Here is a 14,748-nt window from a genome sequence, read left to right as displayed (position 1 = left end):
GTTCGATATACAGAACGGCCACTGCCCGAGGAGGCTGCGTCCGAATGTCCGTCGCCCCGCCCAAAGTGTTGCTCGCGATGCGCGTCAACGGCGCCGACGTCGAGTGCGCTTTTTCGCCGAGCAAGACGTTGCTCGAGGTCGTCCGTGAAGATCTCGGCCTCACCGGTACAAAGCATGGCTGCGAGATGGGGCACTGCGGCGCGTGCACGGTTCTCGTCGACGGCGTGCCCGTGCTGAGCTGTCTCGAACTTGCCGTCGAGGCGCAAGGCCGCGAAGTCACGACTGTCGAGGGCTTGGCTCACGGCGCCGAGATGCATCCCGTCCAAACGGCTTTCGCGGAATGCGGCGCAGCGCAATGCGGCTATTGCACGCCCGGATTCTTGGTGAGCGCCGCAGCGCTTCTCGACGGAGCAGCGGGAAAGACGTTGACGCCGCCGGAGATCGGAGAAGCACTCGCCGGCAACTTATGCCGCTGCACCGGCTACACGAAGATCGTCGAAGCCGTTACGCTCGCGAACCGACGCATGGCGGGGCAAACACGTGGCTGAACGCGATTTGCGCACGGTCTCGACTGCGACGAATCCCGACATCGACGCCGCGGGCTTCACCGCCGACTCGATGGTGTCGAGCATCGAGATAGCCGCGCCGGCGACGCCGGCGGGTAAGCCGGAAGGCTTCTCGGTCGTCGGCAAATCGACGCCCAAAGTGAACGCATACGCGGCGGTCACCGGCGCCGCGATCTTCGCCGACGACGTCGTCCTGCCGCGCATGCTCTACGGCAAGTTGCTCCGGAGCACGAAGCCGCACGCGCGCCTCATCAAGGTCGACTGCTCGCGCGCGCTCGAGCTGCCGGGTGTCGTCGCGGTCGCGACGGGCGCGGACCTCCCGGTGCGCTACGGGATCTTGCCGTCGAGCCCTGACGAAACCGTCCTCGCCTACGACACCGTGCGCTACGTCGGCGATCCGATCGCCGCCGTCGTCGCGGACGACGAGTTGACAGCAGAAGAAGCGCTCGATCTCATCGACGTGACGTACGAGACGCTGCCTTCGATCATGACGATCGATGCCGCGTTGCGCGACGACCTGCCGCAGATCCACGAGAACCCGCGCCGGACGAACAACGTCCATAAAGAAGTGCACCTAGAGTTCGGCGACATGGGCGCCGGGTTTGCTGCCGCCGACCGCATTTTCGAAGACGAATACTTCTTCGAGGGCAACACGCACGCACCGATGGAAGAGCATTCGGTCGTCGCCGCGTTCGGCGCGGATTCGAAGCTCACGATCTGGGCGTCGACGCAGACGCCGCACTACCTGCACCGCATCGCCGCGCAAGTGCTCGAGATGCCAGCTTCGCGCATCCGCGTGATCGCTCCGCCGGTCGGCGGCGGCTTCGGCGGCAAGACCGAGCCGTTCGCGCACGAACTCGCGGCTGCGTATCTCGCGTGCAAGACCGGACGGCCGGTCAAGATCACGTTGACCCGACAAGAGGTCTTCTACGCGCACCGCGGCCGGCATCCGGTGAAGATGCGCATCAAGACCGGCGTCAAGCACGACGGCACGATCACCGCATGCCATTTGCAGACCTGGCTCGACGGCGGAGCGTATGGTTCGTACGGCGTCGCGACGACGTACTACACAGGCGCGCTCTCGACCGTCACGTACAAGATACCGGCGTATAAGTTCGACGGGTGCCGCGTTTTCACGAACAAGCCGCCATGCGGTCCGAAGCGCGGCCACGGAACGACGCAGCCGCGCTACGCGTTCGAATGCCATCTCGACGCGATCGCCGATGCGCTCGGCATCGATGCGGCGGAATATCGGCGACGGATCGCCGTCGACCCGCACTCGACCACCGTCAACGGGCTGCGCATCACGTCGTGCGGTCTGCGCGAATGCATCGACGCCGCGACGAAGCGGACGGACTATGCCGCCAAGCGTGCGCGTAAGCGCAAGGGCAAAGGCATCGGGATCGCGGCGAGCACGTATCTTTGCGGAGCGGGGCTCGCGATCTATTGGAACGAGATGCCGCACTCCGGCGCGATCGTCAAAGTCGATCGCGGCGGCGGCGTCACCGTCTTCTGCGGAACGAGCGAGTGCGGTCAAGGTTCCGAGCACATGCTCGCGGCTATCGTCGCCGAGACGCTCGGAGTCGACGTCATGGACGTACGGGTTTGTTCGGGCGACACCGACCTCACGCCGGTCGACCTCGGATCCTACTCGAGCCGCGTCACGTTCATGGCCGGCAACGCGGCTCGTCAAGCGGCATCGCGCGTGCGTTCGCAGATCGCAGAAGTCGCGGCGGCGAAGCTCGGCATAGCAGTCGATCGCGTCGGCTTCGCGCTGCGGCGTGTGTTCGACGTCGACAAGCCCGAGAGCGCGATGAACTTCCTCGAAGCGGCGCAAGCGACGGAAGCGAAATTCGGCACGATCGCGGGGGTCGGCTCGTACGCGCCGCCGCCGGGCATCGCGGGCGATTTCAAGGGTTCCGGCGTCGGCCCGTCTCCCGCATACTCGTACAGCGCGTGCGTCGCCGAAGTCGACGTCGACCTCGAGACCGGCGCGGTGACCGTCGAGAAGATAACGCTCGCGCACGACGTCGGCCGTGCGATCAATCCGGATTCCGTCGAAGGTCAGATCGAGGGCGGCGTCTACATGGGGCTGGGCGAAGCGCTCATGGAGGAGCAGATTTTCCGCGCCGGCGAGCACAAGATCCCCAACCTCCTCGATTACAAGACGCCGACCATCCTCGACATGCCGCCGGTCGAGTCGATCATCATCGAGACCGATGACACAGAGGGCCCGTTCGGCGCGAAAGAGGCGGGCCAAGGTCCGCTCAACCCCGTCATTCCTGCGATCGCGAACGCGGTCGCCGACGCGATCGGCGCGCGCGTCTATTCGACACCAGTGACGCCGGAGAAAGTCCTCAAGGCGCTCGACGCCGCAAGCGGCGGCGTCCTTCGCCTTCGTAAGCCGGTAGCTCCGGCGAAGCCGCGGGAGCCCGTCGCGCCATGATGCGCCTGCCGCCGTTCACCTATCGCCCGGCGCGCAGCGTCGCCGAAGCGATATCGCTCTTGGCGGAGCACGGGCTCGACGCGATGCCCGTCTCCGCCGGTACCGACCTCTACGCGAACATGAAGCAGCGGCTTTTCACCCCGAAAGTGCTCGTAGGTTTGCGTCCGATCCGCGAGCTGCGCTTCATCGATTTCGACGAGACACGGGGGCTCGAGATCGGCGCCCTCTCGACCCTCACCGACGTCGCTCGCGACGGCGCGATCGTGGCCAAATATCCCGCCTTGGCCGAAGCCGCCGGCGCGGTCTCGACACCGCAGCTGCGGAACATGGGGACGATCGGCGGCAACGTTTGCGTCGACACGCGCTGCAACTACTACAACCAAAACCTCGATTGGCGCAAAGCGCTCGGCTACTGCATGAAGAAAGACGGAGACGTCTGCCGCGTCGCTCCGAGCAGCCCGAAATGCGTCGCCGTCAACTCGAGCGACACCGCACCCGTCCTCATCGCTTTCGGCGCGTCCGCGCGCATCGAAGGGCCGTCGGGCGTGACGACCGTCCCCTTCGCGGATTTCTACCGCGATGACGGCATACGCGCGTGGGCGATCCGGCCCGGCGAGATCATCACGCGTATCCTCGTGCCGAAGCCCGCGCCCGGCACCCGCAGCGCCTATCTCAAACTGAGATTGCGCAACTCGTTCGACTTCCCGATCGTCGGCGTCGCAGCGATGGTGTCGACCGATGATCGAGGCCTCTGCCGCGACGCGCGCGTCGTCGTCAATGCCGTCGGTTCGCGACCGGTCGTCGTCGACGGCGCCGCAAAGGCGCTTATCGGAACGCGCCTCGAGGCTTCGGCGCTCGATGAGGCGGCAGAAGCCGCGTTTGCAGCAGCAAAGCCGCTCGACAACACGAGCGCGACGATCCCATACCGCAAGCGGATGGTTCGCGTCTACGCGCGGCGCGCGCTCCAGCGGATCGCGAGCTAGCGAAGATCGGTCGGCGGGTGAAGCGGCAAGAGCTCGGGCGAGCGCGGCGCTTGCGAGAAGTCGAAGTCTTTCTCGAGATCCCCTAACCCCGGATAGTTCTCGCGCACGTCCGGCCGCGGGTCGGGCCGCCCGTCCGTCTTCGGATCGAGGCGCGCGCCGCCGAGGAAGTCGTCTTCGATGAACCTGGCATACGCGTCGAAGCTGAGCGTCTGGTTGTCGATGTAGCCGCGCCGCGCGTACGGGCTGATGATGAGCGCGGGAACGCGCAGCCCGTAGCCGTTGCGGTCGACCTTCGGCGGCGCGACGTGATCGTAGAAGCCGCCCCAGTCATCCCACGCGACGAAGATCGCGGTGCTATCCCAGTCCGGGCTTTGCATGATCGCGTTGACGAGGCTCGTGACGTATGCCTGGCCGTCTGAGAGCTTCGATGGCGGATGTTCGCTCACGACATCGTTCGGGCAGATCCACGCGACCGAGGGAAGCGTTCCTGCCTTCGCCTGGCTGAGGAACGCCGACAAGTCCTGGATGTTGCCGAGCTGCTTGTCCTGCTTCACCGTGTCGAAGAACGGCAGCGGGTTCCAGATGCCCGGCGTGCGCGGCTTCACGTCGCTCGGAATACACGTCGCCTCTTGCGGATCGTCGCAATCCGGCGCTCGTCCCTCCTTGATGTAGTAACCCCAGCTGACGCCGTGCTTGTGAAGCAAGTACGTGAGATCGGTCCACGCGTAATCCGGCTTGCCCGCGAGCTTGCGCAGCCGCTTATCGCGCACGTGCGCGAAGTCGATCGGTAGGCCAGGACGATCGAGCGCGTCGTGACAGCTCATCGGATCGTGAGGTACGAGGCAGTTCGCCGACCACTCGGACAGCAAGAACAAGTGCGCCGGCAAGCTCCACGAGGAGTTCGGCTCGAACATCTCATCTTGGAGCACGTAGTCGTGCGCGTAGCGCCAGTAGTTCGGCAGCTCGCGTCCGTCGTGGTAACCCATGATCTCGTTCGGCGACCCGCCGCTGCATTCGGGATCGACGTCCATGCCAGGGCAAGGCTTGCCGGAGCGAGCGACGGCGATGAAGCCGCTCATCTTGCCGCCGGCGATGTCGCGGCTCGCGGCGGCAGCGCCATGCGGCGCGCCGTGGTTCACGTCGTGCGTCTCGTGGTATGGCTTCACGCACGTCGACGTCTTCGGATCGGGCACGCAGACGGTCGGCACGCCGTCTTTCATCGGGATGCCGTCGGCGCCGGGATACGTGCCGAAGTAGGAGTCGAACGAGCGGTTCTCTTGCATGATGATGACGACGTGCTTGATCTTGTGGATGTCCACGTCGTCGCTCGTCGGTGATCCGCCGTCGGATGGTGTCGCCCACGCGAGCGGATGCGTCGCGAATTGCATGCGGACGAGGAAGATCAGTCCTATGACGGCGATCACAGCGACTAGACCGAGAGTTATCGATAGAGATCGTTTCACAAGCCGCAGGATACTTTGATGCGGTGAACCAGCGATGAACCCGGTCGCGCCGCATGCGACTCAAGTCAGTGCGGCAACGGATCGATGCCGCCTGGAAGTAGTATCGGCGGTCTTGGCGTCTGGGTGAAGTCGAAATCGGCGCGTAAGTCGCCGAGTTGCGTCGCGTTTTCACGGACGTCGGGTCGCGGATCCGGCCGGCCGTCGGTCTTCGGATCGATGCGCGCGCCGTCGAGGAAATCGTCCTCGATGAATTTCACATACGCATCGAAGCTGAGCGTTTGGTGGTCGACGTAGCCTTGACGCGCGTACGGGCTGATGACGAGAGCTGGAACTCGTAACCCGTAACCGTTCTCGTCGACGAGCGGCGGCACGACATGATCGTAAAACCCGCCCCAGTCATCCCACGCGAGAAAAATCGCAGTGCTATTCCAGTCCGGACCGCTCATAACGGCGTTGACGAGGCCCGTCACGTACGCCTGCCCGAGGTGGATGAGCGCCGGCGGGTGTTCGCTGTATTTGCCGCTCGGACAGATCCACGACACCGCTGGGAGCGTTCCCTTTGCGGCTGCGCTATAGAAATTCGTCAGGTCCTGGACGTTGCCGAGTTGGCCGTCCTGCTTGACCGTATCGAACCACGGCAATGGATTCCAGATGCCCGGCGTCTTCGCGCGCTGCGGCTTCGGCGAGCACGTCGCCGCGCCGTCCTCGCAGTCCGGCTCGGTGCCGGCGAAGACGTAGTAAGCCCAGCTGACGTTGGCTCGATGGAGCAAGTAGGTGAGATCCGTCCACGCGTAGTCCGGCGGCCCGCGCCGCTTTGGGTGATACGTCGGGTCGTTGAAATCCATCGGGTACGCGGGCCGTTCGAGCGCGTCTCGACAGCTCGACGGATCGCCGGGCGTCGTGCAGATGGCCGACCACTCCGAGACCATGAAGAGATGCTCCGGCAGACTCCACGATGCGTTCGGTTCGAACATCCTGTCTTGCAAGACGAAGTCGTGCGCGTAGGCCCAGTAGTTGGGGATCTCGCGATCGTCGTGATAGCCCATGACGTCTGGCGTGTCGCCGCCGGGGCACCTTGGATCGTTGACGTCGCGACAGCCTGGGAAATGCGCTTCTGCCTGGATGAGGAAGCCGTCCATCTTTCCGCCGTCGATGTCGGCGATCGCCGGATGCTGGCCGTGCGGGCCGCCGCGATCGAGGTCGTGCGTGTCGTGGAACGGCTTCTGACAGCCGTGCGCGCGCGGATCCGGCGCGCAGACCGTCGGCACGCCGTTTTCCATCGGGATGCCGTCCGCGCCGGGGTACGTGCCGAAATATGAATCGAACGACCGGTTCTCTTGCATGATGATGATCACGTGCTGGATCTTGTGGATGTCCTCAGGCGACGACGATGGTACAGGCGACGCGATCTGCGGCGCACTCGCACCGGTGACGGCGATAGCCGTCGCCGCGGCGATCGCCGCGCATGACGGAAGAACGAGCGGTCGTAGACGGTTCATAAAAGCGAGCATATCAACTGTTGATTGCGCTTTGGTGAATGGCCGGGTGTGACCTGGGATCAACGTCGACCTCGCGCGGTGACGCGCACGAGCAAGTCGTGATCGCTCAAATCATCGGCTGCAGGACCGATCTTCGGCCGGATCGCGCTCGCGATGCGGCTCGCTGCGGCTTGCGCGGCGTGCGGATCGAGCATATGGCTGCGCGAGACGTAACGCTCGGCGAGCGCGTATTCGTCGTCCGTGATCCTCGCGAGCCCCGGGAGCCCCTCCGCTTCGGGCGCGTCCGACGCCGCCCACTTCGCCGGATCGGTCACTTCGAATGCGCGGTCGCGAACGACGATCGTGCCTGCGGCGAGGTCGCCGAGCCGTTTGTTCTGCGGCGAGACGACGGCGCTGATCATCGACGGGAGATAGCCGAGTGCCGCTTCGCCGACCCGGATGAGATTGCGGATAACCGCGTCCATGAACGTGATCGGATATCCGCCGTCGCGGACGACGCGGATCCCGATCGCGCGCTTGCCGGGGGTCCGGCCGTTCCACGCGGTCTCGAACGCGACGAAGTAGCCGAGATATATGATGAAGACGACGAAGATCACGATGCCGATCTCGACCGCGTTGATCGTCTGTTCGTGCAAGCCGAGCGATTTGGCGAGCGCCGTCGTACCGGGTTGGGCCCAAGCCATGAGCAGAAAGACGGCGATCGCAGCGAGGCTCTGGAGCAGCAGATCGATAGCGACCGCCAAGAAGCGACTGCCGAGACCGGCCAGTTCGTAGTAGAAGGCGATGCTCTCGGGCGTTCGGACCGAGACGTTGCGCTCCAAATGAGTCCCCCGCGGACCGGGCGAACGTCGCGGCGTGCGCCAATCCGTATTCGTCGCCAGGCGAAAAGCGGGCTGGGACCGGCTCGAAGAGCTCATCGCCGCGCTCGACCGGCGCGGCATCCGAAGCCTCGGTCCCGGTGAAGTGTCGGAGTTCGGCCGCCTTTACCGGTGGGCGACTTCCGACCTCGCCTACGCCGACGGCCATCGCTTCGATCCGACGCTGCGCGCCTATCTCAATCGCCTTACGGCGCGCGCCCACGCATTCGTCTACGGGGCGAAGACGGGCGAGCCGAACCGCGTCCGGCGGTTCTTCACGCACGCGTTTCCCGCAGAATTCCGGCGCTCCAAATGGTATATCGTCGCGTGCGCCGCGTTGTTCGCGTCATCCGCCGTGCTCGCCTACTGGCTCGTCACGATCAAACCGGTCAACGCGTACGCGTTGCTTCCTCCCGAGCTCATAACGCCGCTCCACGGCAGCCTCCACGACACAAATTTCAAGTTCGACCGCGATCTAGCACCGGCCGTATCGTCGGCGATCATGACGAACAACATCCGCATCGCCATCATCACGTTCGCGGGCGGGGCGTTGCTCGCGATCCCGACGTTCTACTTCCTGCTGTTCAACGGCCTCATGGTCGGCGGTACCGGCGCTCTGTACACGAACGCGGGCTTCGGCTACGATTTTTGGGCGACGATCGCGCCGCATGGGTGCATCGAGCTCACCGCGATCGTCATCTCCGCGGCTGCCGGCACGATGCTCGCAGCGCCGATCTTCAATCCCGGCCGATTGCGGCGCCTCGACGCTCTCAAGATCAACGCGCGCCGAGCGGGCATTCTCATTCTCGGCGTTTGCTGCATGCTCGTCGTCGCGGGTACGATCGAGGGCTTTTTCTCGCCGCTGCGCTTCCCGCCCCAGGTCCGCCTCACCGTCGGTGCGGCGACGATCGTGCTCATGATCGTCTATTTCGGATTCGTGGGCCGCGACCGCGCCCCGATCAACACAGACTGATCGCGCCACTCGACCTGTAGCGGTCGAGCTTTAGCTCGACCGGCGCGGGCATCGCAACGGGCCATCGCGGGGACGCGGCTCGAATCGGGTCATACTTACCTACGCCGCTCTGTTCGGCGGCTTTTCGCCGCCTCACAAGCCCCGCTTAAGCCCCTTGCGATGCCCGCTCAGACCGGGCCGCGCGGTTGACCAAGGCCCGCGACGCGAGGGGTCGCTCTAAGCGGGTGTTCTGAGGCCGCGAGAGCGGCCGAAGACAGCGGCGGAAGGCAACTATTTCCCGATTCGCCGCGTGCCCGCGAGAGCGACACCCTCGCGTCGCGGGCCGTGAAGTCCCCGCTATGGCCCCTCGCAAGAAGCGCCGCGTCGGTCGAGCTAAAGCTCGACCGCTACAGCTCGAGCGCTACAGATTAACGTCATAAGAGCGAGCGCGACTTGATTTCGATGTACGCATTGATGATCGCGACCGTGAGGTCGCTCGCTGGCACGTCGACGGTCGCGACGCCGCGGGCGGCGAGTATCGCCGCCGATTTCTTCCGTTCGGCGAGCAGACTGAACGCGACGCTCGCGCGATAGGCGTCGTGTGGATTCGTGGGCTCGGATGCGATCGCCGATTCGATCGCGGCGTCGTTCATGAGAACGCAGACGACGAGGTGCCGCTGGGAGAGAATCGACATGTTCGCGAGCACGGTCGCGGACGCGACGGGGTCGAACATGTCGGTGAAGACGATGACGAGGCTGCGCTTCGGCTGGCGGCGGCGCAGATACGAGAAGGCGCGCTCGTAATCGGATTCCTCGAAGCGCGGCTGCAGACCGTAGATTCGCTGCGTCAGACCGTTTACGTGATGGCGGCCCGAGCGCGGTGCGATGTGTTCGATGACGTCGCCGGCGAAAGCGAGCAATCCGACTTTGTCATCGCTGAGAGAGGCGAGCGTCGCGACCGAGAGCGCGCCGGTCACCGCGTAATCGAACTTGCGCCGTGGCCCGAGGCGCGGAGTCATCAGTCGTCCGGCGTCGAGGACGAGCACGATGTTCTGGCTTCGCTCGACGTCGTATTGCGCGACCATGAGCTTGCCGCGGCGCGCGGTCGCCTTCCAATCGATCGAGCGGAAGGCGTCGTCGGGACCGTGTTCGCGTAGGCTGTCGAACTCGCCGCCGCTGCCGCGCAGCCGCATCTTGCGGAAGCCCGCCTCGACGAGGCGATCGCGCCTCGCGAGCGCGCCGTATCGCTCGACCGCGCTGAGATCGGGAAAGACGCGTGCTTCCGCCGGCGACGAGACGATCCAACGGCGCCGCAGAAGACCGAGCGGCGATCGTGCCGCGACGTAGATCGAGTCGAGCCGTGCGTCGCCGCGCTCGATCGGCATCGCCGCGAGCGTTGCGTCGATGCGCCGGCCGGCGCCCACCGTGCCAGACGCAGGCGCTTCGGGAAGCTGCAGGACGTCGGGCTGATCTTCGAAGAGCTCGTAGAACGCAGGCGTGCGCCCGCGGTTTGCGACCTCGTAGCGCAGCGTTGCGGGCACGCCCAGTGCGAGATGGTCGAGCTCCTCTCGCGTGACCGTAAGGGTTGAGGCGCGCGGGCCGAGAGCGCCATCGGCGGCGAGCAGACCGATCAGGACCGAAGCGGCGACGATTGCGGCGACGGCGAGCACCGGCGCGAACGCGCTCAGCGCATAGACGACCGCGATCGCGGCGGCGACTGCCACAAACCGCGGCGTCACCCACGGGAACGACGCGGTCCACGAGACGCGCTTCGGTCCGGCTCGGAGCACGCGGATCAGGCCTCGGCTTCCTTCGGTACGGGCACGGAATCGAGCGCGCGGCGGATGACCTCGTCCGCCGTGACGCCTTCGACTTCGGCCTCCGGTCTGACGAGCAGCCGATGCGGCAGGACGTAGCGGGCCGCATCTTTCACGTCATCTGGTGTCGCGAAACTTGAGTCGTTGATCCCCGCCGCCGCTTGCGCGGCGATGAGCAGCCAGATCGCGGCACGCGGGCTTGCGCCGAGGCTCACCTCGGAAGATGACCGCGTGTACGCGGCGATGTCATAGACGTAGCGTTGGAGCGACGGCGAGACATGGATCGCTCGCACCGCTTCGCGCGCGGCCGCGAACTCATCGGGTGTGACGACCTGCGCGATCCCCGCACGTTCGAGGTGGCGCGCATCGAAGCCGTCGGCGACGCGATGGAGCAGGTCCAGTTCTTCGTCGCGCTGGGGGTAGCCGGTCTTCGCACGGACCATGAAACGGTCGAGCTGCGCTTCCGGGAGCGGATACGTGCCTTCGTACTCGACGGGGTTCTGCGTCGCGCAGACCATGAACGTCGTCGATAGTGGCATGACGACACCGTCGATCGTCACCTGTCGTTCTTCCATCGCTTCGAGCATCGCCGATTGTGTCTTCGGCGGCGTGCGGTTTATCTCGTCCGCGAGCAGCAGGTCGGTGAAGATCGGACCGCGGCGCGTCGAGAATTCGCCGGTCTTCGGATTGAACACCGTCGTGCCGACGACGTCCGACGGCATGAGGTCGGGCGTGAATTGGATGCGCCGGAAATCGACGCCGAGCAGCACGGCGAGGGTTCGCACGAGCAGCGTCTTCGCGGTGCCAGGGACGCCTTCGATGAGCGCGTGGCCTTGGCCGAGCAAAGCCAAGAGCATCGCGAATATGGTCTCGTCTTGGCCGACGATGACCTTACGAAGGCCGTCTTGGAGACGTCGCGCGACGTCCGATGCCGATGCGGGCATGTGGTGAGAGTTCCTTTCGAAGCGTTACGGAAAGCGCTGCTGCGCGGATGAGCTCTGATTCGGTCGGGGCTTCGAACGAGCGGATGCGATCGAGCTCCATGACGGCTTCGCCGCGCTCGTCGCCCCCATGCCCGCCGGCGCGCGCGGCGATCGCGCGGCCGCCCGCGCCCTCCGACAGACCAAGGCCGGAGGCGACGTCGCGCAAGCATGCGTCCGCCATCTCGACGACCGCTTCTTTCACCGCACCGCCGCGGCGGTAGAGCACGGCCATCGAGGTGAGATATTCTTCCGAGGTCCGTTCGCTCTCATCAGGCAGCTTCACCGCGGGGCCGAAGCGCAGCCCGGTGCCGACGCCGAGCGCGACGAGCGCGAGAGCGATGACGATGAGAGCGACCTGGAAAGACCGCGGGAGCACGGACCACCACGAATCGCCTGCCACATGCCCGTGCGACCACTCGTCGAACGCGACGGAGCCGTGCTGCGTCAGTCCGGTCGTCGCGAGATCGTACGCGAGCGTCGCATTATCGGCGAGCGCGAGACGGCCGTTCTCGAACAACGACGCGTCGGACACGACCGTCATCGTTCCCTTGCCGAGCGGATACGTCGCGACGACGCCTCCGGTATCGTCGGCGACGATCGGCGGCGCGCCCCCGGAATCGAATGGCACTCGCAGCTTGGACGTTCCGGATACGGATCGGACATTCGCCGCCATGGACGACGGCGTCACGGTGACCGCGTCGTCATTTACCGGCCCTTTTTCCACGAGTTCCGGCGCGTTCAGGTACGTCGGCTGCGCGTACCCGTCCGTGACCCAGATGAGATGGCCGCCCGCTTTCACCCACTTCGCGAGCGCGAACCAATCGCCGTCGTTGTAGTAGTCGGGCGCCTCCTCGACCTGCGAGGTGGTGATGAGGTTGCCGAGCGTCTCGTTCGCGATGACGTACACGTCGATCGACCCATCGAGGAAGGCTGGCCGCCGCTCGAAGCGTTCGACGCGGACGCCTTCGCGCTGGAGCAGCTCGAACCACGCGCGGTAACCGCCGCTCGCGGCGTCGTACGACGAGCGCGTGTCGAACGCGGTGGTCGCCGTCTGCCGAACCTGCTCGAAATACGCCGCGGTTGCTATCGCGGCGATCGCGATGAAAGCGACGATCGCCTCGAACCACGGAAACGCTCGCGGCTTCATGCGGCCTGCGCAGCGCCGAGCGAGCGCCGGATCCCAGAAAACGCCGCGTCCGCCCGACGCCAGTCATCTGCGCCGGCGCTCGCTCTCCCGAATGCGACGGCGACGAAAAGTCGCGCGAGCGCGTCGAAGGCATCGGCGATCGTCTGCGCGTTGCGGTGGACCAGGCGACGGTATTCGCCTGGCGTGCGCGATGGGTCGTACGCGATCCGGTCGACGCGATCGAGCAGCACGAGCGCGGTCTGATAAAGCAGCGCCACGGCTTGCCCGGTGTTGCCGCTTCGCGCCTCATCGCGTGCGAGCGCATAGAGCTCGTCGGGGTTGGTCGAAAGCGGCAAGACCTCGCCGACGCCGGCCACCGCGGTGTCGCGGCGAGACGTCAAGCGGCGCGCGAGGCGATAGCCGACGAAGGCGAGCCCGATGATGGCCGCGCCGACGATCGCGTATCCGATGATGACGCCGACGATCGGCACTTTCTGCGTCGCCGTCGCAAGGCGGCCGAAAAGCTCGTCGATCTTTTCGATTATCCAGTTCAGTATCCGGTCCCAGATCGTCGGCTGCTGCGGCTGCGCCGGTTTCGTCGCACTGACGCGATACGCCGATTCCGCCAAGATCGACTTCGCCGCAGCTTCGAGGTCGGTCCGCGGCGCTGCGGTAGAGTTCGCCGATCCGGCGCCCGTCGCGACGTAGCGAAGCGACGCAGCGATCGTCGCAAGCGAAGCGGCTCGCGTCTTCGCAGACTTGGTCCTGCGAGCAGCGTCGAGCGAGCGCTGGAGCCAGTCGTCGAGGGACGGCGAGAAGCGTGGCGGTCCGCCGAGCGGCGCCGGTGGGATGTGCATCGCAGGCACAGGAGCGTTGGCTTTCGCGGCTCGTTCGATTCGCTGCGCCGCAGCGACGAGCGTCGATGCGTACCCGCGCTGCACGCTTGCTTCCGCGGCGGATGCGAACGTCGAAAGGAGCAGCGAGCACGCGAGCGCCGCCGCGACGATCCGGAACGCGGTCACGGTAGGGAGGCCGGTGTCGAGGGTCCGCCTAGCTGCGCCGCGAGCATCTGCAGATCGAAGCCTTCGCGGCGGATGCGGACGTCGTAGTAGCACACGGCGACGACCGCGAACAAGAACGGATAGAGGAACACTTGGACGATGCCGTTGACGATCGTGATAAGCCCGAAATTGTGGACGACGCCGGCGATTAGCCCGATCACCGATCCGATGACCTCGAAGCCGATGACGATGCCGAAGAGGGCCGCCGCGATGCCGAGCGAGCGCCAGAACTGCCCCTCGCCGAACACGCGCTGAAAACCGGAACGGAATGCAAAGCCCGGCGACATCTTCTCGAGCACGGCGGCGACGAACGAGAACGCGGCAGCGAGGCAAAGCAGCGACACGAGACCGATCACTGCGAGAACCGCGGCGATCCCCACGACGATCGCCAGGATCGCGCCGAACACGCCGAGCGTGCCGGCCATCGCGCCTAGCGAGACGACGATGATCCCGAACGGTATGGTCACGCCGATCTCGGCGGCGATGGCGGTGGCGACCCAGAGCAGGCCGAGGAGGACGAGCCACCCCCAGCGGCCGATCGCGTCGCGGTAGCACTCGACGAAGCGGACCGGCATGTGCAAGTACGCGCGCGAGATGCCCGAGACTACCGCCGCGTTCGCGAGCGGTACGACGAGCAATCCATAGAGAAGGATCGCGCCGAAGTACGGTGCCGCGTTCGCTTCGGCGCTGAGGAGCGGCATCGGATCCGGGGGCGTCGTCGAGCCGGCCGTCGTGCCCATCTTGGCGGCCTGATCCATTATCGCCGCCAGCGGACCGTTCATCGCGAAGTAGCTGATGATCATCTGCGGTACGACGACGACGAAGACGATCGCGCTGAACGGCAAGATGTTCTTGAACGAGATGCTGAACGCGCGGTCGAGCAGCTCGCCGATCGAGAGCGGCCGAAGATCGCGCATCGCGTCTAAAGACATGAAGAACCCTAACCTGTCGTATCAGCCGGCGGCGACCGCCTTCTTGGACGCGGCGCAGCGTTC

At 65.6% G+C, this 14,748-nt stretch carries 12 protein-coding genes; 4 read left to right on the top strand and 8 right to left on the bottom strand.

Annotated elements, in window-relative coordinates; all coding sequences use genetic code 11:
- The first annotated feature begins 44 nt into the window (after window positions 1–44).
- Genes VFO25_07820 through VFO25_07810 form a run of 3 tightly spaced genes read left to right on the top strand, consistent with a single transcriptional unit; the run spans window position 45 to window position 3,995 of the window.
- The gene (locus VFO25_07820) at window positions 45–548 is read left to right on the top strand and encodes a (2Fe-2S)-binding protein (GenBank protein ID HET9342804.1); all 504 of its coding nucleotides are present in this window, start codon (window positions 45–47) and stop codon (window positions 546–548) included.
- On the top strand, window positions 541–3,012 hold the full coding sequence (locus VFO25_07815; protein ID HET9342803.1) for a molybdopterin cofactor-binding domain-containing protein: 2,472 nt from the start codon (window positions 541–543) through the stop codon (window positions 3,010–3,012). The genes VFO25_07820 and VFO25_07815 overlap by 8 nt, the downstream gene beginning before the upstream one ends.
- A complete protein-coding gene (locus tag VFO25_07810; GenBank protein ID HET9342802.1) occupies window positions 3,009–3,995 on the top strand; it encodes a xanthine dehydrogenase family protein subunit M in 987 nt (328 codons plus the stop codon). Before VFO25_07815 ends, VFO25_07810 begins: the two co-directional genes overlap by 4 nt.
- On the opposite strand, the gene VFO25_07805 is transcribed toward VFO25_07810, so the two are convergent.
- From VFO25_07805 to VFO25_07795, 3 genes are all read right to left on the bottom strand, one after another.
- Entirely contained in the window at window positions 3,992–5,419 is a 1,428-nt protein-coding gene (locus VFO25_07805) for an alkaline phosphatase family protein (protein ID HET9342801.1), read from the bottom strand. The two genes, VFO25_07810 and VFO25_07805, sit on opposite strands and share 4 nt — an antisense overlap.
- 104 nt (window positions 5,420–5,523) lie before the next feature.
- Window positions 5,524–6,957 (bottom strand): alkaline phosphatase family protein, encoded by a 1,434-nt coding sequence (locus VFO25_07800; protein HET9342800.1) that lies wholly within the window; start codon window positions 6,955–6,957, stop codon window positions 5,524–5,526.
- A 59-nt stretch (window positions 6,958–7,016) separates the two neighbouring features.
- The gene (locus VFO25_07795) at window positions 7,017–7,778 is read right to left on the bottom strand and encodes an RDD family protein (GenBank protein HET9342799.1); all 762 of its coding nucleotides are present in this window, start codon (window positions 7,776–7,778) and stop codon (window positions 7,017–7,019) included.
- 34 nt (window positions 7,779–7,812) lie between these two features.
- Here VFO25_07795 and VFO25_07790 point away from each other — a divergent pair, with 34 nt between their 5' ends.
- The gene (locus VFO25_07790; protein HET9342798.1) at window positions 7,813–8,787 is read left to right on the top strand and encodes a stage II sporulation protein M; all 975 of its coding nucleotides are present in this window, start codon (window positions 7,813–7,815) and stop codon (window positions 8,785–8,787) included.
- 413 nt (window positions 8,788–9,200) lie between these two features.
- Here VFO25_07790 and VFO25_07785 read toward each other — a convergent pair whose 3' ends face one another.
- Genes VFO25_07785 through VFO25_07765 form a run of 5 tightly spaced genes read right to left on the bottom strand, consistent with a single transcriptional unit; the run spans window position 9,201 to window position 14,685 of the window.
- Window positions 9,201–10,556 carry a DUF58 domain-containing protein gene (locus VFO25_07785; protein ID HET9342797.1) on the bottom strand — a complete coding sequence of 452 codons (1,356 nt, stop codon included), beginning with the start codon at window positions 10,554–10,556 and terminating at the stop codon, window positions 9,201–9,203.
- Between the two features lie 5 nt (window positions 10,557–10,561).
- Window positions 10,562–11,527, bottom strand: a complete 966-nt coding sequence (locus VFO25_07780) for a MoxR family ATPase (GenBank protein ID HET9342796.1) — start codon at window positions 11,525–11,527, stop codon at window positions 10,562–10,564.
- Window positions 11,475–12,713: a DUF4350 domain-containing protein gene (locus VFO25_07775; GenBank protein ID HET9342795.1), complete on the bottom strand. Its 1,239-nt coding sequence runs from the start codon at window positions 12,711–12,713 to the stop codon at window positions 11,475–11,477. The genes VFO25_07780 and VFO25_07775 overlap by 53 nt, the downstream gene beginning before the upstream one ends.
- Entirely contained in the window at window positions 12,710–13,714 is a 1,005-nt protein-coding gene (locus VFO25_07770; protein HET9342794.1) for a DUF4129 domain-containing protein, read from the bottom strand. Before VFO25_07770 ends, VFO25_07775 begins: the two co-directional genes overlap by 4 nt.
- Complete coding sequence (locus VFO25_07765) at window positions 13,711–14,685, bottom strand: hypothetical protein (GenBank protein HET9342793.1); 975 nt, start codon at window positions 14,683–14,685, stop codon at window positions 13,711–13,713. The genes VFO25_07770 and VFO25_07765 overlap by 4 nt, the downstream gene beginning before the upstream one ends.
- Window positions 14,686–14,748: the final 63 nt, after the last annotated feature.

The sequence above is a fragment of the Candidatus Eremiobacteraceae bacterium genome (genome assembly GCA_035710745.1).
Lineage (GTDB): Bacteria > Vulcanimicrobiota > Vulcanimicrobiia > Eremiobacterales > Eremiobacteraceae > JANWLL01.
This window is presented reverse-complemented; position numbering and strand designations above follow the sequence as displayed.

Bases quoted from the DNA above. Each gene is read 5' to 3' on its own strand.
- VFO25_07820 (HET9342804.1), top strand. From the start codon at position 45: ATGTCCGTCGCCCCGCCCAAAGTGTTGCTCGCGATGCGCGTCAACGGC.
- VFO25_07810 (HET9342802.1), top strand. From the start codon at position 3,009: ATGATGCGCCTGCCGCCGTTCACCTATCGCCCGGCGCGCAGCGTCGCC.
- VFO25_07800 (HET9342800.1), bottom strand. From the start codon at position 6,957: ATGAACCGTCTACGACCGCTCGTTCTTCCGTCATGCGCGGCGATCGCC.
- VFO25_07780 (HET9342796.1), bottom strand. From the start codon at position 11,527: ATGCCCGCATCGGCATCGGACGTCGCGCGACGTCTCCAAGACGGCCTT.
- VFO25_07775 (HET9342795.1), bottom strand. From the start codon at position 12,713: ATGAAGCCGCGAGCGTTTCCGTGGTTCGAGGCGATCGTCGCTTTCATC.
- VFO25_07765 (HET9342793.1), bottom strand. From the start codon at position 14,685: ATGTCTTTAGACGCGATGCGCGATCTTCGGCCGCTCTCGATCGGCGAG.